The 25266-nt window shown below is 47.1% G+C and carries 22 protein-coding genes; 12 read left to right on the forward strand and 10 right to left on the reverse strand.

Annotated elements, in window-relative coordinates:
* Positions 1 to 75: 75 nt before the first annotated feature.
* From AC1XTG_RS10560 to AC1XTG_RS10580, 5 genes are all read right to left on the reverse strand, one after another.
* Positions 76 to 369: a hypothetical protein gene (locus tag AC1XTG_RS10560; RefSeq protein ID WP_484841968.1), complete on the reverse strand. Its 294-nt coding sequence runs from the start codon at positions 367 to 369 to the stop codon at positions 76 to 78.
* A 17-nt stretch (positions 370 to 386) separates the two neighbouring features.
* Positions 387 to 950 (reverse strand): HD domain-containing protein, encoded by a 564-nt coding sequence (locus AC1XTG_RS10565; protein ID WP_056283028.1) that lies wholly within the window; start codon positions 948 to 950, stop codon positions 387 to 389.
* Between the two features lie 96 nt (positions 951 to 1046).
* Complete coding sequence (locus AC1XTG_RS10570) at positions 1047 to 2864, reverse strand: glycoside hydrolase family 2 protein (RefSeq protein WP_056283550.1); 1818 nt, start codon at positions 2862 to 2864, stop codon at positions 1047 to 1049.
* Between the two features lie 186 nt (positions 2865 to 3050).
* The gene (locus AC1XTG_RS10575; RefSeq protein WP_484841969.1) at positions 3051 to 4364 is read right to left on the reverse strand and encodes an MFS transporter; all 1314 of its coding nucleotides are present in this window, start codon (positions 4362 to 4364) and stop codon (positions 3051 to 3053) included.
* Between the two features lie 80 nt (positions 4365 to 4444).
* Positions 4445 to 4900: a hypothetical protein gene (locus tag AC1XTG_RS10580; protein ID WP_484841970.1), complete on the reverse strand. Its 456-nt coding sequence runs from the start codon at positions 4898 to 4900 to the stop codon at positions 4445 to 4447.
* A 128-nt stretch (positions 4901 to 5028) separates the two neighbouring features.
* Here AC1XTG_RS10580 and AC1XTG_RS10585 point away from each other — a divergent pair, with 128 nt between their 5' ends.
* Together AC1XTG_RS10585 and AC1XTG_RS10590 are read left to right on the forward strand one after the other, a co-directional pair.
* A complete protein-coding gene (locus AC1XTG_RS10585; protein ID WP_484841971.1) occupies positions 5029 to 6660 on the forward strand; it encodes a T9SS type A sorting domain-containing protein in 1632 nt (543 codons plus the stop codon).
* A gap of 9 nt (positions 6661 to 6669) precedes the next feature.
* Positions 6670 to 8688: a thioredoxin domain-containing protein gene (locus AC1XTG_RS10590; RefSeq protein ID WP_484841972.1), complete on the forward strand. Its 2019-nt coding sequence runs from the start codon at positions 6670 to 6672 to the stop codon at positions 8686 to 8688.
* On the opposite strand, the gene AC1XTG_RS10595 is transcribed toward AC1XTG_RS10590, so the two are convergent.
* Positions 8683 to 9201, reverse strand: a complete 519-nt coding sequence (locus tag AC1XTG_RS10595) for a DinB family protein (RefSeq protein WP_056283016.1) — start codon at positions 9199 to 9201, stop codon at positions 8683 to 8685. The genes AC1XTG_RS10590 and AC1XTG_RS10595 overlap by 6 nt on opposite strands.
* A gap of 188 nt (positions 9202 to 9389) precedes the next feature.
* Here AC1XTG_RS10595 and AC1XTG_RS10600 point away from each other — a divergent pair, with 188 nt between their 5' ends.
* From AC1XTG_RS10600 to AC1XTG_RS10610, 3 genes are all read left to right on the forward strand, one after another.
* A complete protein-coding gene (locus tag AC1XTG_RS10600; RefSeq protein ID WP_484841973.1) occupies positions 9390 to 9944 on the forward strand; it encodes a hypothetical protein in 555 nt (184 codons plus the stop codon).
* A gap of 179 nt (positions 9945 to 10123) precedes the next feature.
* Positions 10124 to 10966: a hypothetical protein gene (locus AC1XTG_RS10605; RefSeq protein WP_484842319.1), complete on the forward strand. Its 843-nt coding sequence runs from the start codon at positions 10124 to 10126 to the stop codon at positions 10964 to 10966.
* Positions 10967 to 10976: 10 nt separating this feature from the next.
* Positions 10977 to 12536: a vanadium-dependent haloperoxidase gene (locus AC1XTG_RS10610; RefSeq protein ID WP_056283009.1), complete on the forward strand. Its 1560-nt coding sequence runs from the start codon at positions 10977 to 10979 to the stop codon at positions 12534 to 12536.
* A gap of 84 nt (positions 12537 to 12620) precedes the next feature.
* Here the strand turns inward: AC1XTG_RS10610 and AC1XTG_RS10615 are convergent, their stop codons facing one another.
* Positions 12621 to 14783, reverse strand: coding sequence for a xanthine dehydrogenase family protein molybdopterin-binding subunit (locus AC1XTG_RS10615; protein WP_484841974.1), 2163 nt, complete (start codon positions 14781 to 14783; stop codon positions 12621 to 12623).
* Positions 14784 to 14817: 34 nt separating this feature from the next.
* Complete coding sequence (locus AC1XTG_RS10620) at positions 14818 to 15309, reverse strand: (2Fe-2S)-binding protein (protein ID WP_484841975.1); 492 nt, start codon at positions 15307 to 15309, stop codon at positions 14818 to 14820.
* Between the two features lie 180 nt (positions 15310 to 15489).
* On the opposite strand from AC1XTG_RS10620, the gene AC1XTG_RS10625 reads away from it, so the two are divergent.
* Positions 15490 to 16740 (forward strand): DUF819 family protein, encoded by a 1251-nt coding sequence (locus AC1XTG_RS10625; protein WP_484841976.1) that lies wholly within the window; start codon positions 15490 to 15492, stop codon positions 16738 to 16740.
* An 11-nt stretch (positions 16741 to 16751) separates the two neighbouring features.
* Here the strand turns inward: AC1XTG_RS10625 and AC1XTG_RS10630 are convergent, their stop codons facing one another.
* Both AC1XTG_RS10630 and AC1XTG_RS10635 read right to left on the reverse strand, forming a co-directional pair.
* Entirely contained in the window at positions 16752 to 17522 is a 771-nt protein-coding gene (locus tag AC1XTG_RS10630) for an MBL fold metallo-hydrolase (protein ID WP_484841977.1), read from the reverse strand.
* A gap of 6 nt (positions 17523 to 17528) precedes the next feature.
* The gene (locus AC1XTG_RS10635) at positions 17529 to 17906 is read right to left on the reverse strand and encodes a response regulator (RefSeq protein ID WP_031527642.1); all 378 of its coding nucleotides are present in this window, start codon (positions 17904 to 17906) and stop codon (positions 17529 to 17531) included.
* 185 nt (positions 17907 to 18091) lie between these two features.
* Between AC1XTG_RS10635 and AC1XTG_RS10640 the strand changes: the two genes are divergently transcribed.
* From AC1XTG_RS10640 to AC1XTG_RS10665, 6 genes are all read left to right on the forward strand, one after another.
* Positions 18092 to 18736, forward strand: a complete 645-nt coding sequence (locus AC1XTG_RS10640; RefSeq protein ID WP_056282991.1) for a DUF1684 domain-containing protein — start codon at positions 18092 to 18094, stop codon at positions 18734 to 18736.
* A 123-nt stretch (positions 18737 to 18859) separates the two neighbouring features.
* Positions 18860 to 21289, forward strand: a complete 2430-nt coding sequence (pheT, locus tag AC1XTG_RS10645; protein ID WP_484841978.1) for a phenylalanine--tRNA ligase subunit beta — start codon at positions 18860 to 18862, stop codon at positions 21287 to 21289.
* A 44-nt stretch (positions 21290 to 21333) separates the two neighbouring features.
* A complete protein-coding gene (locus AC1XTG_RS10650) occupies positions 21334 to 21678 on the forward strand; it encodes a hypothetical protein (RefSeq protein WP_056282986.1) in 345 nt (114 codons plus the stop codon).
* Positions 21675 to 21986 carry a cell division protein ZapA gene (gene zapA / locus AC1XTG_RS10655; protein ID WP_031527638.1) on the forward strand — a complete coding sequence of 104 codons (312 nt, stop codon included), beginning with the start codon at positions 21675 to 21677 and terminating at the stop codon, positions 21984 to 21986. Before AC1XTG_RS10650 ends, zapA begins: the two co-directional genes overlap by 4 nt.
* 121 nt (positions 21987 to 22107) lie before the next feature.
* Positions 22108 to 23679 carry a ribonuclease Y gene (rny, locus tag AC1XTG_RS10660; RefSeq protein WP_056282982.1) on the forward strand — a complete coding sequence of 524 codons (1572 nt, stop codon included), beginning with the start codon at positions 22108 to 22110 and terminating at the stop codon, positions 23677 to 23679.
* Between the two features lie 15 nt (positions 23680 to 23694).
* Entirely contained in the window at positions 23695 to 25230 is a 1536-nt protein-coding gene (locus AC1XTG_RS10665) for a P-loop NTPase family protein (protein ID WP_484841979.1), read from the forward strand.
* The last annotated feature ends 36 nt before the right edge of the window (positions 25231 to 25266 follow it).

The raw sequence follows: 25266 nt of genomic DNA on the forward strand, positions 1-25266 counted from the left end.
TACCTAAAGATAATCAATCCGGAAAATTTGCACAACCGCTACAAACAAAAAAAGACTGCCTCATTTGAGACAGCCTCATTGTTTTATAGGAGGATAGTTGAGCAACACATCAGCGCCTGTTTCCCCATTCAGATAGCGGAGAGCCAATGCAGCTATTGTTCTGGAAGCGGCAGGAGAAGAATCATCCATTAAGTCGTTATACTCAATTTCTCTCCCTTTTAAAATGCGAATTGCTTTTTCGTAAGCTTCTGCCAGTTCATTCCCGGTTCCTGCGTCCGCCAGCTTTTCCTGTAAACGACGGATCATATCATTTACCTCATCATCCGTCGGTGTCGCGTGTTCAAAATCTTTTTGCTCGGAAGAATTCATAGAACAGTTGTTAGGTATTAAATGGAAACAGTTTTGAGTGTCTGTGTGAAAACGGCGCAGCATTCCTGGTACAAATCAGGATTGCCTTTATTAAGCCGCCAAAGATATCGGTCGATTTCCCTGAGATAAACTCGCGCAAAACCCGGGTCGCTTTTAGCAATGGAGCCGATATTATCTATGATATCCGCATACTTGACAGTTTGTGAAACGGGTTTGGAAGAAATAATGCGCGAAGCTTCCAGTTGTTTTCGATGAGCCCGGTTAAGCTGAGGATATTTTGCACTCGTGTACTTGTCAGTGAGATCATCCACTGCGGAAAGTATCTGCGCATCTTCCTGAACGCTGTAACCCAGCCTGATCAATAAGCCCGAAAGCGTAGCCAGGGAACATGGCGTATCTTCAATAAGGTCGTGGCAAAGCGCGATTTCGGTTTCACAATTATCACTGCCGTATTGAGTCACCTTATCCGCTACGCTCAGCAAGTGTGTATAATAGGGTTCGCCGGAATATTTCCGCACCTGCGTTCCGTGCATTTCTTTGACAAAATCAAACAGCAGCCACTGCCTCTCCGTAAGTTCCATACCTTTTCTTTAATGCGAGTTGAGCGTAAGTTTTTGTATTATATCCCCCATTGCCCAAACTAACAAGCAATTATCACCTTGGTAGGTATATCTTGCTTATTCCCGTCTGGAAGCCAGCAACCCTGCGGGAACATTCAGCTCGCCTGTCTCAGGGTCAATCAATCCGTTTTTCTCATCTTCGATGTTGGTTGCCTGGGTATAAACATCACCTGAAATGTCCCGTTTTCGCAATTCTGCTTTGTATAGGGCAATTTGATTGGCGCGTGAGGCATCATCCTGCGGGCCGCCATAATCCTTGAAACCGAACCCGCCCCATTCACTAACGATCAGCGGGACCTGCTTGCGGTAAAAAAACGGATCGCCTACGACAAGCGGAAATGCGGCTACTTTCTCAAACTTCCCTTCCGTCAGATCGTCAAGCATTCTCTTCCAGTCTTCCAGGTTGGGAGTGTATAAGTGAGCAGTTAAAAGATCTGATTTTAGCCTTCCTTCGAGGGAAATGTGTTGCCAGCCATCATTGTCCACCACCAGAAACTGTGGGTAAGCAATTTGCATAAAATGATACATTTCAATAATGTATTGCTGTGTTTCAACATTATGCGCAATGTCCTGAACACCCCAGTCTTCATTATATAAGCTCCATATTACCACGGAAGGGTGAGTACCAATCAATGCGACCATTCTTCTAAGCTCGGCGCGGTGGTTCTCTCTGCTTTGAAAAGTGGATTGATGCGGACTAGGTACCTCAACCCAGAGCAATATCCCGATCTTATCAGCAAGCTTGTAAATGCGGGGATCTACACCGGCAATGTGGATCCGGACAAGATTGCAGCCCAGCTCCTTCATCGCAAGCAAATGCTTTTTGATCTGATGGTATGTTGAATTTCCCGGCTGGTAAAGGATACCGTCCAGGTAAATGGGCTTGTTGTTTAAATAAAGTTTGTTACCTCTGGCCTCAAACTTCCTCAAACCAAACTTCGTCTCAATTTCTGAAATGGCGCCCTCTTCATCAATGAGCTGCGCTACCAGCCGGTATAGGTTTGGCGATTCTACGGACCAAAGCAATGCATCGGGTAAATCGACAACGAGGCGCTGCGACTTTTGTCCCGCTTCCAGTACCAGCTCAAATTCATCTTCGGCTACAAGCTCTTCGCTTTCAACAGGAAAAATAAACAGCTTTATTTTATACTTGCCCGGGTCATGAATGCGGGTTGTTAATGTAAACCTTACCAGATTATCTTCAATAATACTGACCACACCCACACGCGACCGTAACCGGTTTCGCTCCACTTTTTCAAGCCACACACTGCGGACGGCGCCCGTAAACGTCTGGTACCAGATCCCGCCCCGTTTATAAACATGTGATTCCTGTTTACCACGGGGTATATCCGCATCCATACTGCTGGCCACCCGCACTGTAAGCCGGTTGACTGGTTTAAGCATTTCAAGCTCGTAAGAAAAGGAAGTATACTCGCCGGTATGCACCTGGTCGCCTTCTATAGTGGAAAGCAGGTGTCCATTAAGCCACACCATTGTTGCGTAGCCGCAGGCACCAAAAGTGAGTTGAAGAATGGTATCACTGTCCACCGTGACAGCAGCTTGTGCCGGCAGTTCAAAATTTCTTTCGTACCAAACTACGATCTTATCCTGCCAGGAAGCACTCGCATTTTGAGATACAGCTAAATGCTGCTCCACGCTGCCCGGCCAGTTGGCAGTTCGTGTAAAATCATGCTGTACATACCAACTTTCAACCAGTCCCCTGTCCTCTGCGTCAACCGCGAATTTCCACTCGCCATCGAGTAAAATGTATTCATTTGGTCTGAGGACAGCGCGGGGAAGATCATCCCGAAAAGCTTCTGTGTCAAAGGACGCTTCCCTGCTTTTGGAAGACCCGTAATTGGTGTGGTTTTGCATTTTTACCCGGTTTTGATGTTCAAATGCAGCCGAACTCGCGTGCAGCTCTACTTCTTCTGCAAATATATGTAACCAAGAAGTCAGCCAGATTCGATAAGAACTGTGCCAGCTTTACATGATAGATTGCAAAGAATAACGGACAAACTAAGCTGAAATGCACATCAGATCACCAAAATGCAGGCCGACTCAGCTTTTTCGCTTGTCCAACTCCAACCGGTAAATTTTAAGTGAAGGAATGCGGGAGAGTAGTACAAGTCCGAGCACAAAAATGACAAGCAAGGCGAGAATGCTGTTGCGCATACTGCCGGTGAGATGCTCTACGATCCCATAAATGAAGGTACCGATCACAATGGCCAGTTTTTCGGTCACGTCATAAAAACTGAAATAAGAAGCGGTATCGCTCACATTTTCGGGGATCAGCTTCGAGTAGGTCGAGCGTGAAAGTGATTGAATGCCTCCCATTACCATTCCCACTGTACACGCAATCATGTAAAATTCCATCGCCTCGGTGGTGTAGTATGCACCGGTACAAATGCCTATCCAGATCACAACACCGATCATCAATGCATATATATTGCCGATCTGGGCAGAAAGCCAGGCAAAGGTGTAAGAGCCGGCAATCCCCACCAGCTGGATCAATAAGACGGTTATGATCAGACTTTGAGAAGGTAATTTCAGCTCGCTCGCGCCAAATATCGTAGCAACATACATCACCGTGCGCAGCCCCATTGTATAGATGAAGAATGCAGCCAGGAACCTGGCCAGATAAGGCTGCTCACGCAGGTTACCATACACTTTACCCAACTCTTTGAACCCATTCAAAATCCAGCTACCGCCTTTTTGCTTGTCAATTCTTCCCTCCGGCAGGTAGTGAAAAGGGATTTGCGCAAATAAAATCCACCATAGACCGACAGTGAAAAACGATATCCGGGCTGGCAGTGCCTTTTGGGTAATGCCGTAAAACTGCGGAAACAGCACCATGCTCAGGTTGAACAGCAACAGCAGACAGCTGCCAAGGTAACCCAGCGAAAAACCGCGTGCGCTGTACCTGTCAAAATTATCTTCAGTAGCTATTTCAGGCAGATAGGAGTCGTAAAAAACAATGCTCCCGCTCCAACCTATCAGGCTCAGCCCGAAAAGGAAGATGGATGCGATGAGGGTATCTTTTGTAAAAAAGTAAAGAAGCATGCAGCTCAATGCACCCGTGTAGCAGAAGAATTGCATAAAGCGCTTCTTTTTCCCGGTATAGTCAGCGATTGCTGTACAAACGGGAACGAGCATGGCGGTGATCAGAAAGGAGACTGATACCGTATAGGAAAAAAGCACTGAACTTTTGATTGAAAACCCGAAAAAATCAACTTCCGGGCGCCCAGAGGCGCTGAGCGCAGTTGCACTGAAATAAACCGGAAAGATGCTCGACACAATGACAAGCGCATGAACCGAGTTGGCCCAGTCGTACATACACCACGCATTGATAATGGAAGGGTTATTCTTTTTCATTCAAATATGTTTGGTACAAAATAAGAAAAGCGGCAGATATAATCCGCCGCTCCATTCATATATATTCTCGAAATAACTCCTTAGATCACCGGCTCGAAAACCATGATCGTTTCCTGATCAACACCATCTACCGGCATTGTGCTTTTAAGCCTCATTCTGCTGTTTGTAAGTTCTTCAACCCCAAACTTGCCGGCAAATCCGGAAATAGAGATATCCAGCGTGGCTCCTTCATCAATCAGGTACCAGGTACCGCCGTTGATCACCTGCTTTGAGCGCTGGTCGATCGCTTTGGTCACATTGTTTTGCATAAACTGAATATCCATCACCTGCTTGATAGCCTGTGTCTGCGTGTTGAGCAGGTTAATGGGAATATCCTTGCCGGACAAGTCAGTCACCTTTGACATGCGCCATGGATAGTTGACGAGTATTTTATCCTTTTCTGTGGGCTGCGGCTTTTCGTTCTTATCTTTGTCTTTGTCACAAGCGACCATAAATAGGCCCAGAACAAGGCTGGCGAGTAGCAATAATTTTTTCATAATTCTTCTGGATTTAAATTTTTCAGGCCGGTAACCGAGTAAGTCGAAGCATTGTTCACACCATCGCTTTTCCCGGAAAAACAACATTATACACATCGCAAAAGTAACGAATTTGTCTGGCCATTCTTATGATTCAATCTTCTAAAATCTATTTCAAGAAATTTTACACAACACTTTTCGTCTTGCTATTTGCCTGGTCCAATTGCTTCGGCCAGGACTGTCAGCCCGCATTTGTACTAAATCCGGTAAACGGTAACAACACAATAGAATGGGGCAAATTCCCTAAATTTTCTCTTCCATTTGATATCATTTACAGCGGCCCTCGCTTTGGTGATACCCAGTCGCAGCCACTACAACACGGATTTAGTCATCTGGCTTCGTTCTCGGGTAATGAACCTGGCTCACTTACCCGCCAGCAAAGAGCAGTGCTTTGGTACGGAGTTGCGACGTCAAGCGGCAATCAACCCTGGGCTGACAATACATTGAGAAGTCCGTGGGGAAATGATACAGCGGCTTACCGGAGTTACTGGGATAACTTTGCGGGCAGCGTGACAGACGTGGACATTGTTTGCCTGGACATTGAAAGAATGCAGCGCGAAGACCGTGATATCCTTGCATTAAAAACAAATAATCAAATCCCGCAAAATTACCGCAGCCTTTCCGACCAGGACTTTTTAAATACATACAAACGCGATATGCGCTGGTGGTACGCCGAGGCTGTCAACCGGCTGCGCGCCAAAGGTGTGACTGCCAAAATCACCAGTTACAGCGACGTGCCTGTTCGCAATACCTGGCTGAATATCACATCCAATTCCTGGCAGGACTGGACAACCAACCTCGCCCGCACCCATTATCTGGCACAGGATAACAGTGGTAAAATCGGGGGAAATTTTTTCAATTCGCTTGATTTTCAATCGCCTTCGCCTTACTACTATTATGGGTATGCCAACCCGATCGGGAAGGATTATCTCTCTTACTTGCTGTTCAACATTGAAGCCAATGCAGCTTGGAGCAGCAAACCGGTTATTCCGTTTGTATGGCTAAGAATCCACGACAGCTACGATCCGAATACGCCATTGATTGACAATTTCCAGGCGCAGGCGACAGCTATTTTTCCATTCTTTTCAGGTGCAAAGGGATTATGGCTTTGGGAAAACCCGTTTTTCCCGGGTAACCGCCTGGAAAACTATGCGCCTTACGAACATTTCATTTACGGTTTGTACCGGCTCTCGGAGTTCCGGAATATGTTTGAGGGTACCTACCAGCTTGTGATACCGCAATCTGCCCGGGATCATATGGAACTACGAAATCCGGTTTGGAGAGGTGTTGTTAAAAATGGGCAAATTCTGATTGCGGCTCAAAACCCTTACGCAGCCGACAACCAGCAAACCACTATTGCAGTCTCCCATCAGAAATGGACACGGAATATCACATTGAATGGAAAGCAGGTGTTCCTCTGCAAGTTTGACCTGAACGATTCTGTGACTTCGGTTGAGCAGCCACTTTCAGACGCTTACGTTTACCCGTACATTATTTCAAGCGAGATCAATGTGGTACTTACAGGCGTAAATGGCGGCACTAATGTGAATATGACGATACTGAATACGAAAGGACAGACCTTTTATCAAAAGCAGCTGAAATCGCGGGCGGGGGAAGCCAGGCACACGATTCCGCTTCCTTACCTCTCTTCTGGCATATATTTTGTCCGTTTCGACACGCCGCATCAAACAATTACCAAAAAGGTAGTTGTAAATCATTAAGCCAGCATTATGAACCGTCTTGCACAGGAAACCAGCCCGTATTTACTTCAACACGCCCATAACCCGGTAGACTGGTATCCCTGGGGAAATGAGGCACTTGAAAAAGCCCGGGAGGAAAATAAGCCAATTCTGGTCAGTATCGGCTACTCTGCTTGTCACTGGTGCCACGTTATGGAGCGCGAGTGTTTTGAGAAAGCGGATATCGCGGCAGTGATGAATGCGCATTTTGTGTGCATTAAAGTCGACCGTGAAGAACGGCCGGACGTCGACGCAGTTTATATGGACGCAGTACAGGCAATGGGTGTAAGAGGCGGCTGGCCGCTGAATGTGTTCCTGCTGCCCGACAGTAAACCGTTCTATGGGGTAACTTACCTGCCGCCGCAGAACTGGGTACAGCTGCTCAAAAGCATTGATAATGCATTCAAAAACCACTTCGATGAGCTGGCAAAATCAGCCGAAGGTTTTGTGGAAAATATGTCGATCCCCGATTCTGAGAAATATGGACTGACAGGCCAGCAGAGTGAGTTTGAAGTAGCGCACCTGGACTCGATGTTTGAGCAGCTTCAAAAAAACTTTGATACCCACAACGGTGGAATGGACCGGGCACCCAAGTTTCCCATGCCTTCCATTTACAAATTCCTGCTCCGTTACTATGATATCAGTCAGAACCCGGAAGCACTGCGACAGATTGAGCTTACAGTAAACCGGATTGCACTCGGCGGGATTTACGATCACGTTGGCGGCGGGTGGGCGCGGTACTCTGTCGATGATCAGTGGTTTATTCCGCATTTCGAGAAGATGCTATATGATAATGCGCAGCTGCTGGAAGTCTTTTCGGAAGCCTATTCGCTTACCCAAAATCCTTTGTATGCTGACAGAATTCAGCAAACGATCGGCTGGCTTGATCGTGAGATGCGGCATGCGGAAGGCGGCTTTTACTCTGCTCTGGACGCTGATAGCGAAGGTGTGGAAGGTAAATTTTACATCTGGACAGAAGCTGAGCTGCGTGAAGTACTGGGTGACGATTTCAATTGGTTTTCCAAATTATATAACATTTTAGGTCACGGGAACTGGGAGCACGGTTTCAACCATCTGCATCTTACAGAAGCTCCCGTTCATACTGCAAAGGCTGCCGGTATTTACATTGACGAGTTTGAAATAAATTACCGCGGCGCATTACAAAAACTTTTTGACAATCGTGCTGAGCGCGTGCGCCCCGGATTGGATGATAAGATACTTGCTTCGTGGAATGGCCTGCTGATTACCGGACTGGCCGCTGCATACCGTGCGCTCGGCGATGAAAAGATCAGGGAAATGGCAGTTTCTGCAGGCCGTTTTATTTTTGATAAAATGAGTGCCGAAGAGCGGCTGCTCCATAGCTACAAGAATGGAAAAGCTTCGGTAACCGGTTTCCTGGAAGATTATGCCGCGGTGATCGGAGCCTGTCTTTCCCTCTACCAGATTACATTCGAGGAACACTGGATCCGCAAGGCAGAAGAACTTACTTCCTATACGCTGAGCAATTTTTATGATTCGCAGGAAGGATTCTTCAATTTCACCGATGTGTATGGAGAAGCTTTGATCGCGAGAAAAAAGGAGCTTTTTGACAATGTAATCCCCGGTTCCAATTCCATCATGGCACATAACCTGTACACGCTCTCCCTGATGACAGATAAGAGCGAGTACCTGGAAGTCGCCGACAAAATGCTTTCGAAAATCGGTCGGCTTGTGCTTACGGATGTGCAATGGGTTACTAACTGGGCAGCTCTGTATTGCCAGCGCGCAGTGCCCACAGCGGAAGTAGCTATCGTAGGCGCACAAGCCGATCAGCTCCGTAAAGATTTCGACCGCTTCTTTGTGCCAAATAAAGTGGTCATGGGCACTACCACATCCTCAGAGCTGCCATTGCTACAAAATCGGACCGAGATCAACAGTCAGACTGCGATTTACATTTGCTACGATAAAACCTGCCAGCTCCCCGTCACCAATGTAGAAGAAGCCCTGCAACAACTTTCCGGCGGATTATAGCAGCGGAAAGTACCGCTCGGCGAGGATATTCATGTGGTGAACGGGGTGGCCCAGAATAACAAATCCCAATGCAAGCGGCGTAATCTGCTTACCATCTGCGCTGCCTGTCCGTTGCAGCATTACCCCATTCATATTCCTGAATAAGGCAATACTTGCTGCCCGCACGAGGTCAAACTCAGCAAGAAGGTCTTCCAGGGTACGCTCATTCGCGGTGGTATTCGGCGCGAGGATGTTTTCGTCATATCCCGCCAATGCAGTATTGTCCCCTCTTGAGAACCGCAGTGCCCGATAACCCATAATGCGCTCATTATCGATCACGTGCTGTAAAGTATCGTTAACCGTCCACTTCCCAGGCGCATATACCTTACTTCCCAGCGCCTTCAACTTTTCCACGTCATGATAGATTGAAGCCGGGGTGTATTTTTCAAATCCTTCCATCAGCTCAACATTATCACAAAGATTGATGTAGCGATCAAAAAAGGGCGGCATTGGAATGATGTCTGATTTTTTCATGGATATTAAAATTGCTGAGTTGGATATGCCAAAATACAGATTGATCACCTTCAAACCAACTCAGAAGCTGCTCAAAAGTATATAACCTAAGGTTACTTATTTAGAGGAAGTTATTTACATTAAAGTATGATAATAGATCTTGTATATATGCAATCAATTTGATTACTTTGAGTATAATCCTCTCAAAATTGAAAAGTTTAGCGCCGATAGCTTTATTGGTTTTGTTGCTCTGCAATACGTTCGGGCTCAGCGTTGCTGTGATCTTTTTTGAAGAAGATTACCTGCTTGCCCCTTCGACAGAGGCTGTTTCCGAACAGCAATTACTGAAAGTCTATCTTCCTTCCCTGCCCTACTCCGCGGATTTGGAAATACCAGGCCGGATCGAAGCATTGATCCGACACGAAAATCAGTTCTACAATCCGGTTCAGGTGCAGCATTCCAACGATACATTATACATTACCCTGCAAAGTAACCAGGCCGCACGCGACCGCTTTTTTGAGCTGACCGCTGCCATGCAAATGCTCAGCAACCAGCCTGGCGATGCTGCCGATCATCCAGGTAGCAAAGCATTAAAGCTGCTTTCTGAGCTGATCAAAACCTATGTACCCGGAAACAAGCAGGATTTCCGCATTTCTCCGCCACTACCCGCAAGTGAAAGTAACCGCCTCCCGCTTGCTTATAGCCGGAGCTATCCTGCGGTGTCCGTACTGGTCAGCAACCCACCACCCGAGCGACTTTCATAGCGCGCCACTTTCCTTTTTTCAAAAGCTTTGCTTCCATAGCATCCGCTGTCAGCGCAATACGCTGCGGGGTTGCTGTAAAAACCATTTATAATATGAACAAATCTTTACCATTGACCAGGTGGGCTTCACTCGCTTTCTGGTTTTTGATTACCATTAACGCGTCTCAGGTTTTTGCTCAAATGCCTAACGACGCAATCTATATGTCGAAGAAAACAGCCTGTCTGGCCGTGACTTATTCGCATAATTCCTGGGATAAGTACTGGGAAAATTCCCTCCGCCGCGAAAACCTGAACATAGGGACGCACACCACACAAAGTGTAATGCCGATGCTCGCAGTGGGTATAACCAAAAATTTTAACGTGATCGCCGCAGTTCCTTATATATGGACACAGGCAAGTGCCGGCAACCTGATGTGGCAAAAGGGCTTTCAGGATGCATCCGGCTGGCTTAAATACCGCTTTGTGAATGTGGCAGGTTTCAGCCTCCATGCCATTGCAGGCGGTTCAATCCCGGTGACCAACTACATTCCCGACTTCTTACCGATGTCGATCGGAATACGGTGCAAAACCGCTACTGCGCGGCTCCTGGTCAATTACCGCCATCAATCGGGCGTTTACCTGACTGTGCACGGAAGCTATATCTTTCGTAGCAACATCAAAATCGACCGGGATACTTACCAGGCCGACGATAAACTCTACGATTCTGATCAGGTTCGCGTACCGAATGCTTACGATGCAGCCGCTCGTCTGGGTTATCTTAAAAAAGGTATTCAGGCAGAAGCTTACGCAGAATATGGCGCATGTGCAGGCGGTGATTTTATCCGTAGAAACGATATGCCGTTTCCAACCAATAATATGAAATCTACCACTGTGGGGGTTTATGCCAAATATCAACCCAAAAACATTGGAGTGAATGCGAGGGCGGCACACGTGGTAAGTGGTTCCAACGTGGGGCAAAGCACGGCATTCTCGGCAGGCATTCTTTATCAGTTCCGTTATGCCAAAGCGGACAAACAACTTTGATCTTTCTCCAATGAAACGCAGCTATTCTTTCCAACATATATTTAATAAATCCGCATTGTTGCTTCTCCTGGGCGTTGTTGCTGTTTCTTGCAGCAAAGTCGTAGAGGAACCAACCGTGGGCATCAACGATCCTTCCAGCCTCGACCAGAATGCTGGCAACTGGAAGACGTACGTTCTGACATCATCCTCGGAAATACCAGTGGCAGCGCCAACTGAGACAACGAGCGAATATTACAAAACCGAGCTGCTCAAGCTCAAAGAAGTTGTAAATGCACTTACTCCCCACCAGAAGGAGCAGGTAAATTACTGGGGAGCCGGGGCTGTTTTCCGCTGGAATGAGATCGGGCGCGAGCTTGCAGCAAGGTACAATACCCCGCCGGCTTCCAACCAGGACGGAAAGTACCCTGTACCAGACGCGGCAAATCCGCTGGCAGATCCCAAGTTTCCATTCGCCAACCCGCCTTACACCGCAAGAGCACTCGCCTATCTCAGTGTAGCGCAGTACGACGCGCTGGTTGCAGCCTGGAATTACAAGTTTAAGTACAAACGTCCTGCTCCGTCCAAGTCCGACAGTGAGATCAAGACTCTGCTTCCGGTCACTGATCTTCCCTCCTATCCTTCCGAGGACGCGGTTGTGGCGGAAGCTTCCTTTCAGATCCTGAAAGCAATGTTCCCGGGCGAGGTACCCTACCTGGAAGCGAAGTTGCAGGAACATAAGGAAAGCAGGCTTTGGGCAGGAATGAATGTAAAAAGCGACATTGAAGCGGGAGCTGCATTAGGAAAAGCAGTAGGCGAAAAAGCGATGGCCCGCGCCAAAACAGATGGAATGGGCGCAGCAAACAATCAGGCAAAAACACCTGAAATGATTGCAAATGCGAAGGCAATCGGTATTACTGAACCCTGGGTGAGCCAGGAAGTTCCGGCCCGCCCGGCTATGTTGCCCACCTATGGAACGGTTATGCCCTGGAACTTCGACAGGCAGACAGTTGCTACCATGCGACCTTCTCCTCCACCGGCAATTGGCAGCGAAGAGTTTAAGAAAAACATGGAAGAACTGACCAAAATAGCTAAAAGCCAAACCCGCGAGCAGGCGCGCATTGCCAGCTTCTGGTCAGATGGCGTGGGCAGCTATACGCCGCCAGGTCACTGGCACAGGCGCGCAGCCAACCTTTGTCACCAGAACAAGTTTAGCGAAGTGCGTACGGCGCGAACATTGGCACTGGTAGGTACTACTTTGCAGGATGCGGGTATTTGCTGCTGGGATGCTAAATACTACTACTATTATCCGCGCCCGAACCAGATGGACAAAAAGGTAAAAACCTCTGTGGGCTTGCCTAACTTTCCATCGTATACATCCGGACATTCCACCTTCTCGGGAGCAGCTGCAGAATTACTCGCTTACATTTTCCCGTCTGAAAAACAAAAGCTGGACGCTATGGCGAATGAAGCTTCTGTTTCAAGGATTTACGGATTAATACATTACCGCTTCGATTGTGAGGCTGGCCTGGAAGCAGGTCATAAAGTTGGTGAATTTGCGGTAGCAAGAGCGAAAGCAGACGGAGCCGAATAGTCCGGGTAACGTCAACATCAACAAAAATAGCAGCACTCAGGTGCTGCTATTTTTTGTATCCGGAAAATCAAATCTTGCTACCTTCTATCCAAGATTATGAATATCAAATGGGAGGGTACGCATTCTTTTACCTGTGGCAGCAAAGACTGCATTGCCCAGCGCCGGCGCAATAGGCGGTAAACCTGGTTCGCCAACACCGCCAGGTACTTCATCGCTGTCTATGATGTGCACCTCGATCTTCGGCATTTCATTCAGACGAAGAATATTGTATTCATGGAAATTGCTCTGGTCGCATTTACCATTTGTGAATGTAATTCCATCCTTGATCGCGGCAGTAAGTCCCATTACGATATTACCCTCGGTCTGTGCTTTCACATTGTCGGGATTGACATAATGGCCGCAATCTATGACGGAAACAACCTTATCAATGTGCACTCCCTGATCCTTCTTCGAAACAGTAATGCAACATGCTGATATGCTTCCGAAAGATTTGAAAACAGCCAGTCCTTTTCCACTTCCTTCCGGCAGCTTCTCGTCCCAGTTTGCTATTTCAGCCAGGGTTTTAAGAACCTTTTGAAAACGTGGATCTGGTAATATATCCAATCTTGCCTGAAGAGGATCTTTTTTTGCCAGGTGTGCAAGCTCATCAACAAAACATTCCTGCCCCCAACCGAAGTTGGATGCATACACAGAACGCCACCAAACAATGGGTATATCGGTATTTACATTGGTCCAGCTGATTTTAGAAGCGGAGTCGAACTGGTATTTGCTGTTTTCCGAACTTAGCTCGCCACCAATCCAGGAGTCGGCTTCATCCTCTTTCAACCCTTTGAAAACCTGACCTAGAATCGACTCACCAATGGTATGGTGATGAAATCCGGTAATTTTTCCATTCTCAACAAAGCCTTGCATGTGGCTGAGCATACCCGGCCGGTACGGACCCTGAGAAATATCATCTTCCCTGCTCCATATCACTTTGACTGGCTTTTTGACTTCGCGCGAGATGTGGCATGCTTCCAGCACAAAATCGTGGTAAGCTTTCCGGCCAAATGCGCCTCCAAGTAATGCCACGTTAATCTTGACCTGCTCGGGCTTCACTTTCATATAACCACAAACATCTCTCAACGTCCAGTCCGGTCCCTGTACCGGTCCCCAGATCTCGACGCTTCCATCCTCTTTCACGTGCGCAATTGCATTCTCAGGTTCAATGGGCGCGTGCGCGAGAAATGGTGTCTGGTAATTGGCTTCAAGCTTCTCCTGCGCTTTGGCGTACTTCGCTGCAAAATCTCCCTTTTCTTCAAAGTTGACACCAGGCTTGGTAGCTGCCTGCGCAGTTGCCTTATAGTAGTCGGCGGTATTCAGTGTTTTCTCAAACTCAGCATTATCCCAGGTGACTTTCAGCGCTTTTTTACCCTTCAATGCAGCCCAGTAATTCGTTGCCACCACTGCAACAGCCTCGGAAGTCCGGTGCGGCATGGTACGCTCGGTTTTGATCACCTTTAAAACACCCTTTACCTTTTTGGTTTCCGAATCATCAATAGCAAGTATCTTACCGTGGATTACAGGCGAATGCAAAATGCTCGCGTACACCATTCCAGGTACTTCCACATCAATCCCGTAAATAGCTTTACCTGTTACTCTTTCAGGTACGTCAAGGCGTTTGTTGTATTTTCCGATGATCTTAAAATCGCTGGAATCCTTCAACTTAGGAGCCTTTGGAATTTCAAGTTTGGAAGCATCGTCGGCGAGTTCACCATAGGTAAAGCTCCTGCCGCTGCCCGGGTGAACAATTTTCCCATCTTCGGCCTTGCATTCGGATACCGGCACATTCCAGCGTTTGGCGGCTGTGGTAGTCAGCATTTCCCTGGCTGCCGCCCCTGCCTTACGGATCGGCATCCATAGCTCACGTACAGAACTGCTGCCACCTGAGGTCTGGCTTCCGTATTTACCGCTTCCGTCGCTCTGCACGATCAACACCTTTTCCAGGCTCACTTCCAGCTCTTCTGCCAAAAGCGAGGGTACCGCCTGCGTTGAACCCTGTCCCATATCCGGCCGGGGATTCACCAATGTAATATTACCCGCCGTATCAATGATGATAAAAGGATTGATTTCCAGCTTAATGACCGCCGGACTGATCTTTTTTACTGCCGCATCTCTGGTGAAGCCTGAAATTCCAAGCGCTAATCCCACAGAAGCAAGGCTGCCCGCTTTCAAAAAGCTGCGGCGTGATGGTTGTATATTTTCCAAGATCTTGTTTGACTAAATTTAATAACTGCGTGCCCTACATCTTTCCAATGCCACTTTCCGCAACCTTTACCTCCTCTGCGGCCCGGTGTATTGCTTTCCGGATCCGGTCGTAAGTGCCGCAACGGCACAGATTACCGCTCATTGCAACGTCGATATCTGCGTCAGTTGGTTTAGGATTTGATTTCAACAAGGCCACAGCCGACATGATCTGGCCCGATTGGCAGTAACCGCATTGAGGTACCTGCTCTTCAATCCACGCTTTCTGAATGGCGTGCAACTTTCCATCACCAATCCCTTCGATCGTGGTGATCTGGTCTGTTTTGGTTAAGGTAGATATCGAAGTCTGGCAAGACCGTGCAGGTGCACCATTTAAATGTACCGTGCACGCGCCGCATTGCGCCATTCCGCAGCCGAACTTGGTTCCTTTCAGCCCGACAAAATCCCTGACAACCCAGAGTAAAGGCATATCGGGATCGACATCAACCTTTACCTTTTTTCCATTCACTGATAAATTATAAATCGCCATAGTAAGTCAATAATGCCAGCACTTCGCTGCTGATCAGTATCTAAATTATTCTAAAAAATACAGTAATGCAAAACTGGCGCTTGATACCCGAGCATGAAATGAGCCGCCAGGAATGCCAAAGCAGCTGAGTTATCGAAAACAAAGCTATTTTTACCCTCAAACCGAACCTTAGGCTATAAAATGATAGAAAACGATGCAGTAGTACTTGGGATACTGACGCTGATTTTGGGGGCTGTCTTCCTGACAGCTTCGCTTGAAAGCAGAGGCTGGAAACGCTTTTACAGCATTATTCCCCCATTGTTGCTATGCTACTTCATTCCCGGACTTTTAAATTCATTCGGCATTGTAGATGGTGCTGGTTCTCAGCTCTATCCGGTTGTTTCCAAATACTTTCTCCCCGCTTGTCTTGTGTTTTTCACCATTGGAATGGACTGGAAATCACTTGCACGTTTGGGTCCCAAGGCTTTGATTGCAATGCTTGCAGGCACAGCCGGAATTATGATCGGCGGCCCGCTGGCACTCTGGATTGTAGGGAGCATCAGCCCGGCGACTGTGGCGGGGCAGGGTAACAATGAAGTCTGGCGCGGACTTGCTACCATAGCCGGAAGCTGGATCGGCGGCGGCGCCAATCAGACTGCATTGAGGGAGGTTTTCCAGCCCAGTGATATGCTGTTCTCGCAAATGGTAGCGGTAGATGTGCTGGTTGCTGAACTCTGGATGGCCGTTTTGATATACGGAGCAGGGATAGCAGCCCGGATAGATCGCTTACTCGGCGCTGATAGCAGCATCGTAGAAGATGTGAAAATGCATCTTGACACTGAAAATCAGGTAAATGAGCGAATTCCGAAAGTTCCGGATTATATCATGATGGCGGCCGTAGGATTTGGTGCAACCGGCATTTCACACGCGCTTGCGGAGGTTATTACCCCATTCCTGGCGAGTAACTATCCGGAACTTGAAAAATACAGCCTTACCTCCAATTTCTTTTGGGTAATCAGCATTGCGACACTGATCGGTATCGCATTGTCGGTAACTCCCGCTCGCAAACTGGAACACGCCGGCGCTTCCAAACTGGGCTCTGTGTTCCTGTACGTACTCATCGCGACCATCGGAATGCAAATGGACTTAGGGGCAGTAGCTGATAATCCCGGCCTTTTTGCGATCGGTCTGATCTGGATATCTGTTCACGGCATTATCCTCATTCTGGTTTGCAAATGGCTGAAAATCCCGTTCTTCTTTCTGGCAGTCGGCAGTCAGGCGAATGTAGGCGGCTCAGCTTCGGCCTCGGTTGTGGCGGCGGCATTTCACCCTTCACTTGCGCCGGTGGGCGTTTTGCTTGCTATTCTGGGCTATGCGATCGGGACTTACGGCGGCTATCTTACTGCACTACTCATGCAGATGGTTTCTAATATGGCGGGATTTCAAATGTAAAATCGAGGTATTCAGAAGTCTTCCAGGTTCAGGATCAAACCGTCATATGCCAAATGCACATTGGGCGGAAGCTCCTTTTCGATGTCCGCGTGAAGACCAAGCTTGTGACTGATGTGGGTGAGATATGCCTGCGGTACTTGCAGCTTTTCAATCAATGCGAGCGCCTGCGAAAGCGTAAAGTGAGATAAATGCGGCTCCTTTTGCAAGGTATCAAGTACCAACACCTGGGTACCTTTTATTTTAGCCTGCTCTTCTTCGGAGATAAAGTTGGCATCTGTAATGTAAGTAAAGTCGCCAAAGCGGAATCCGTAAACCGGCAGTTTATGGTGCATTACTTCAATGGGGATCACGCGGATACCTGCTACATCAAAAGGCTTGTTATCAATGGAATGCATTTCGAAATGCGGCACGCCGGGGTATCTTGTTTCCGAAAATGCGTAAGCAAATTCATTTCGGATCTGGTTAAGCACTTCCTGCCGGCCGTAGAGCGGCATATCCTTTTGCTGCTTGTGATTGAATGCACGGATATCGTCGAGTCCGGCGGTATGGTCCTTGTGCTGATGGGTGAAAATAGCAGCGTCTAGGTGCTTGATATCTGCCCGGAGCATTTGCTGCCGAAAGTCGGGGCCGGTATCGATTACCATGGCTTTTCCCCGGGTTTCGATGAAAACGGATGCCCGCAAACGTTTGTTATGCTGGTCACTAGAACGGCAAACGGCACATTCACAGGCGATAACTGGTATTCCCTGTGATGTGCCGGTCCCTAAAAATGTGATCCTCATTCTTTTTTATTCTGTCAGATGCGCCACTACTTCAACCAGGCGGTCAAAATTTAAAGGTTTCATAAGCGCATCGTCAAATCCTGCTTCTTTGAAATCTTCTTCTGAATAATTCTTTGCGTTTCCTGTGATCGCCACAATCGGCGTCTTCGCTTTTTGCTCGTTCGGCAATTTGCGGATACTTCTCGCGCACTCCATTCCATCCATCACAGGCATATTGATATCCAGCAAAATGATATCGAAATCCTCTTTTTCAAGCAATTGCAATACTTGTTCTCCATTTTTCACCGAAGTGATTTCATAATGTTGGAATTCCAGTATTTTCCTTGCCAGATTTTGAATTACTGAACTGTCTTCGGCAATGAGTACTCTCTTTGTGTATGACATATGATGGGCCAGGTATTGGTTTTAATTATTTGCCAGGTCAATTTAGGTATATTTCAATCAACAACACAAACCAGCTTTATGCGAAATTTGAAAAATATCATAAAAAAGTAAATAAACTCCCGATACTTTTTCGGAGCTCACATTAGCTGTAAGTTTGCAAACCGTTTACCATTACCGTTTTAGTTATGTTTAAAAATAAACTGATCCGTTACAGCACAATTGCGATGTTCATTGCAATTATAGCCTACTTCGTGATCGAGAATTTCAACACCGGCAACGATCCACTCGCCGCAGTGAACCCGCAGCAATACAAAACCCAGCTCGTCGAAGAAAGAGCTGCAAAAGATGAGCAATTCAGAACTTCCGAAGATTCCCCCATCGCCGATAAGAAAGGCTTTCACGGCTTGCATTACTTCGAGCCAAACCTGACCTACCGGGTACCGGCCACTGTTTCCCCCTATATGAATGATGATAAGGAAATGGTCGTGAAATATACAGATGGTACAACCGAGAAGTACCAGAAATATGGCTATGCCAACTTCAAGATCATGGGCCAGGATCAGAAGCTGCTGTTACTTGAAAATGACGGAACCATTTCGGTGCTATTTCAGGATGCTACAAGCGGAAAGCAGACCTACGGCGGCGGCCGCTACATTGATTACCCCGTAGCTAATGTCAAAAACAACGTGATTGTACTCGATTTCAACAAGGCGTATAATCCATATTGTGTATACCAGGAAAGTTACGCCTGCCCGGTGCCGCCTGCTGAAAACAAGCTTACCATACCGATCGAGGCCGGAGAGCTGCTCGAAAGCTCCGTTCATGAATAACAGCTTAACCGCATAAAAGTGCAGCAGAACGCATTCGAGCGGCACCTGTTCCAACTAAATCATTATTTTTGCATAAAGGCGGTCTGACGAATTGGCCGCTTTTATTATCATTATAGTAATCGCATGAAGATCTCTTATAAGTGGCTTAAAGACCTCGTTGAAATTAGTGAAACTCCCGAAGAAATCGGTAAACTGCTTACGGCCACCGGGCTGGAAGTAGAAGCAATAGAAGAGATCGAATCGATCAAAGGCGGTTTGCAGGGCGTCGTTGTCGGTGAAGTACTGACTTGCGAAAAACACCCGGAAGCAGACAGGCTGAGCCTAACAACCGTGGATGTGGGTGGTGAAAATCCGCTTTCCATTGTATGCGGCGCGCCGAATGTAGCTGCGGGACAAAAGGTGATTGTAGCCACAGTAGGCGCAGTACTTTACCCTGCCGGCAGTGACCAACCTCTGGTTTTGAAAAAATCAAAAATCCGTGGTGCATTGTCCGAAGGAATGATCTGCGCGGAAGATGAGCTTGGAACCGGCACTTCCCACGATGGTATCCTGGTGCTGGACACTGATTTGCCAAACGGTACGCCTGCGAGCGAATACTTCGGCATTTCATCCGACTACCTGATCGAAATCGGGCTTACCCCCAACAGAGCTGACGCTGCTTCTCATTATGGAGTTGCAAGAGATTTGAAAGCTGTTCTAAACAGGCCCATAACGCTTCCTTCTGTCGAAGACTTCGCTGTTGCGAATCAATCTTGGTCCATTCCGGTGGAAATAAGAAACCCGGAAGCGGCGCCGCGTTTTACAGGATTGACTATTACAGGCATTCAGGTGGGCGAATCACCTGATTGGCTCAAAACCCGTTTGCAGACGATCGGGATCAGGTCTATCAACAATATCGTGGATATTACTAATTATGTGTGCCACGAACTGGGTCAGCCTATGCACGCTTATGATGCTGACAAAATAAAAGGCCGCAAAGTAATTGTGACGACACTTGCAGAAGGAACTCCTTTCGTAACCCTCGACGGCGTTGAAAGAAAGCTGGCTGCTACTGACCTGATGGTTTGTAATGCAGGCGACGGTAACACGCCGGAACCGATGTGCATTGCAGGTGTTTTCGGCGGACTTACTTCGGGAGTCTCTGCGGAAACCACTTCTATTTTTCTGGAATCCGCTTATTTCTCACCTGCCTCAGTGCGGAAAACGGCTCAGAGATTCAGCTTGAAAACGGATTCTTCTTTCCGCTTTGAGCGCGGTACTGACCCGAATATGCCGGTTTTTGCATTAAAGCGGGCTGCATTGCTGATCCAGCAGGTAGCAGGCGGACAGGTTTCGTCTGAAATCGTCGATGTATATCCTCAGCCTGTCGGCGACTTCAAAGTCGAAATGAAGTACCGCAATATCAACAGGCTGATCGGAAAAGAGGTGGAAAAAGCGGAGATCAGCCGCATTCTTGCCGCATTGGACATTACCATTGAAAACGAAACAGAAAGCACATTCACTGCCATTGTACCACCCTACCGCGTAGATGTGCAGCGCGAAGCTGATGTGATCGAAGAAATTCTGCGGATCTACGGGTTCGGACAAGTGGAGCTATCAGAAGCAATGAGCTCTGATTTCCTTTCCGACTTCCCAGTTAATGATCCCGAAAAGCTCCGTCTACGTATTTCCGAGCTGCTTGCCGGCAATGGGTTCAATGAAATGATCAACAATTCGCTGACCAAGCCGGAGTACCAGGAGTCTCTAAAAGATAGTCTGTTGGGTGAACCTGTTAAGATCCTGAACTATCTGAGCGAGGATTTATCTGTGATGCGGCAAACACTCCTTTTCTCTGGACTCGAAGTGATCGGCTATAATATCAACCGCCGCCAGCGGGATCTTAAGTTGTTTGAATTTGGTAAAACTTATCATAAGTCAGCAGAAAAGTACATTGAGAAGGAAAGGCTTTCCGTTTTTCTGACAGGCAATATTCAGCAGGAAAGCTGGGTGCAAAAGTCCCGTGAAGTTACTTTTCATGATCTTGCCGGAATTGCTAGCCAGGTACTCAGCGCAATGAAAATCCGTGAAGTGGAAAAGCAGGAAGCTGAAAAAGCCATTTTCAAAAGCGGTCTTACATTGTTTGTGAACAAAAAACCGGTGGCTACACTGGGCTTACTTCAACCTGCCGTTGCCAAAAAGCTGGATATCAAGGTGCCCGTTTATTTTGCTGACTTTGACTGGGAATACCCGTTGCGTCAGTATGATGCGGCGGTGCAGTACAAGGAAGTTTCCAAATTCCCGGAAGTACGCAGGGACCTTTCGCTGGTTGTCAGCAAGAAGACCACATTTGAAGAGCTAAAACAACTCGCTTATCGGACCGAGCGGCAGTTGCTTCGCGCGGTGAATGTGTTTGATGTATACGAGGGCGCTAACCTGGAAGGGAAAAAATCCTATTCTATCAGCTTCATTCTTCAGGATGATCAGCAGACACTTACAGACAAAGTAATCGACAAGTCGATGCAGCGTTTGATTGCAGCTTATGAAAAGGAATTTGAAGCCGTGATCAGGAAGTAAATCAATTTTAAAATTGTGTTGATCAACATTCATTAGGCTGGGCAATGGAAAGAAGCATCGAGCGCATTATCGAACATAAACTGTCTGATCTTGAGAGAAAACTCGAATTTTTGATCAATACAAAAGAGAAAATGAGCTGGACAATTGCCGAGCTTCAGCGTGAAAATGCGGAGCTCCGGCAAGCCAATATCAAACTAAAAGAGGACGCAAAGGAATTGAAGAAAAAAAGCGGGAGTTTGGAAAAAGACTTTAATAAGTCCAAAACTTTCGCTAAAATTGTCACTAGTAAACTGACACCAACAAGCGGAATTGCCGAGCTGAAAGAATCAGTTGAAAGATATATCCAGGAGATTGATAAGTGCATAGAATTGCTTGAAGAGACCTTATGAAAAAAAATAGCATACCTAATCCAGACGTTTCTGTCTTTATAAAACTGCTGGACAGAGGTTTCAAACTGAGCGTTCCGGCGGATCAGGAGAAATTCTACAGGGATGGGTATGAGGTGTTCTTGCATCGCGTGCAACAGCATAAATTAAGAGGAAAAGTATACGGAGATATTGAGGCCATCGCGCTGACTTCTATTGAATGCCTGGTGGCATTACAGCGGAATCAGGAGCAAATGGATGACCTGGTTCTGGCTTTTAAGAACAGAGTTGAAAAGCTGGATGAAGTAATATCCGGCGCCATCGAGAGCTAACCTTTATACAACCGACCTTTTATTTTGAGAATCTTCTGATATTTCCTTCAAATCCTTCACTTTCGGCATTTTAGCATTGGTGTAGTCGGTAAAACCAACTATATATAAAACCTTTATTGAAATGTCAAATTCTTTGTTTTTCATCGTAGTCCTGTCCGACATTATTGCTGTCGGCGTGGGTATTTTCGCAGGTAAGTACATTTTCCAGCGGTCATTTGATCAAAAGGAAAAGGAAGCTCAGGAAAGAGCGGCAGAAATTCTCCGCAATGCAGAAAGTGCTGCCGAGAATATTAAAAAGGACCGTATCCTGGAAGCAAAAGAAAAGTACCTGCGCTTGAAATCAGAATTTGAAGAAGATGCCAACAAAAAAAGGAGCATTCTTCAAAGCAACGAGCAAAAACTCAAACAGCGCGAACAAAGCCTGAACCAGTCTGTCGAGCAGAACAAACGTCGCGAGAACGAACTGGAAGCGCTCAAAAATAACCTTAACCAGCAGCTGGAAACTGCGACCAAGCGTAAGGAAGAAGCTGAAAAATCGCTGCAGCAACAAGTAGCACAGCTTGAAAAAATTGCCAACCTCACAGCCGAACAAGCGCGCGAGCAACTGATCGACGCATTGAAAGCCGAAGCCGATACCAGGGCCGGATCTTATGTAAAAAGCGCCATGGAGGAAGCTAGGCTTACTGCTACCAAGGAAGCCAAGAAAATTGTCATTGAAACCATCCAAAGAACTGCTGCCGAACACGCCATTGAAAACTGTGTGTCTGTTTTCAACATTGAAAATGATGATATAAAAGGGAAGATCATTGGTCGTGAAGGACGTAATATCCGTGCATTGGAAGCTGCAACCGGTGTTGAAATCATTGTTGATGATACACCTGAGGCGATCGTTATCTCGGGATTTGATCCTGTAAGAAGGGAAATTGCAAGACTATCGTTGCACAGACTCGTTCAGGACGGCAGGATTCACCCGGCCAGAATTGAAGAAGTAGTAGCCAAGACGCGTAAGAATATCGACGACGAGATCGTGGAAATCGGCGAGCGCACTGTCATTGATATGGGTATTCACGGCTTGCACCCTGAGCTGGTAAAAATGATAGGAAGAATGCGTTTCCGCTCTTCTTACGGCCAGAACCTGCTGCAACACTCCCGTGAAGTGGCGAAACTTTGCGCAACAATGGCTTCTGAACTTGGTCTGAATACGAAACTGGCCAAACGCGCAGGCTTGCTGCACGATATTGGTAAAGTTTGGCCGGAGGAGTCAGATCTGCCCCACGCAATTCTGGGTATGGAACTGGCTAAAAAGTACAAGGAAAATCCGGAGGTATGTAATGCGATCGGCGCTCACCACGATGAGATTGAAATGACGAGCATTCTCTCCCCTATTATCCAGGTCTGTGACGCCATTTCAGGCTCGCGCCCGGGTGCCCGCCGCGAAATGATGGAATCTTACATCCAGCGTTTGCGTGATCTGGAAAACATGGCATTGTCGTTTGACGGAGTGGAAAAATGCTACGCAATCCAGGCCGGCCGCGAGTTAAGGGTGATTATTGACGCAGAAAATGTATCAGATGAAAAAGCCGGAATGCTTTCATTTGATATATCTCAAAAAATTGAAAAAGAAATGCAGTACCCCGGACAAATCAAGATCACGGTGATCCGCGAAATGCGTTCGGTTGCCTATGCGCGCTAACTTAGATTCTCATACATGAATTACTCACAGCTTACCAGTTCAGAACGTTTGGGAATCCACACGCTCGGAGAACTTAAAAAAGCAGGTTATCAATCACGTTCCATTAAGCAGGAGTTAAGAGATAATCTGATTGCGAAAATCAGAAATAAAGAACATATTTTCCCGGGGATCTGGGGTTACGAGGAAACGGTCATTCCTGATGTGGAGCGCGCCATTTTGTCGATGCATAACATCAACTTCCTGGGTTTACGCGGTCAGGCAAAAACGCGCATTGCGCGTATGATGGTCGATTTGCTCGATGAATTTATCCCGTTTGTGAAAGGTTCAGACCTGCACGACGATCCTTTTGCACCATTGAGCCGCCACGCCAAAGATCTGATTACCGAGCATGGCGATCATACTGAAATAGAGTGGCTGCACAGAAGCGACCGCTATACAGAAAAACTCGCGACACCTGACGTATCTGTTGCAGATTTGATCGGCGACGTGGATCCTATCAAAGCAGCGACGCTGAAATTGCCTTATTCTGACGAGCGCGTGATCCATTTTGGTCTGATTCCCCGCTCACACAGGGGTATTTTCGTAATTAATGAGCTGCCTGACTTGCAGGCGCGGATTCAGGTTGCATTGTTCAACATTTTGCAGGAAGGCGATATTCAGATCCGCGGTTTCAAGCTGCGGCTGCCCCTTGATATTCAGTTTGTATTTACAGCTAACCCTGAGGATTACACCAATCGCGGAAGCATTGTAACCCCGCTGAAAGATCGCATTGAAAGCCAGATTGTAACGCACTATCCTAAAACCATCGAAACCGGCAAGAAAATTACCGAGCAGGAAGCGATTGTAAAAGAAGAGCAGAAGACACTCGTTCAAATCAATGAGCTTGCAAAGACGCTGATCGAGCAGATTGCATTTGAAGCACGTGAAAGCGAGTACGTAGATAGCAAAAGTGGCGTTTCGGCACGTTTGACGATTTCAGCTTATGAAAGTCTGCTGAGTACTGCCGAGCGTCGTGCATTGATCAATGGCGAAACTTCGACTTACGTACGCATTTCAGATCTGTATGGAGTTGTTTCGGCCATTTGCGGGAAAGTAGAGCTGGTTTATGAAGGCGAAGTGGAAGGACCTGTAATCGTTGCGCAAAACCTGATCGGAAAGGCAATACGGACGCAATTCCTTAACTTTTTTCCCGATCCTGAAAAAACGAAAAAAAGCAAGATCAATCCTTACGCCAAGGTGATCGAATGGTTTGGTGCCGGCAATGAAATGGAAATGCCAGGCGACATGACCGGCAGGGAATACGTAGCGAGGTTAAAAACCATTGACGGTCTGGATGATTTTGTTGATATGCTGAGTGCATATTCAAGTGCAGAGGAAAAACTGTTTATGATGGAATTCGCATTGCACGGTATGGCGGAGTTTTCTCTTATCGGAAAACAATCGTTGGATCAAGGTATGAAGTTCCAGGACCTTGTAAGCAGCATGTTCTCCGGTCCCGAAGATGAGGATTATGACTTTGATGAAGATGACGACGATCGGAAGCCTTTCTGATTCAGATAAAACGGATAACAACAAAAATGCCCTGCT

The organism is Dyadobacter sp. HNCC25DJ183 (genome assembly GCF_056895175.1).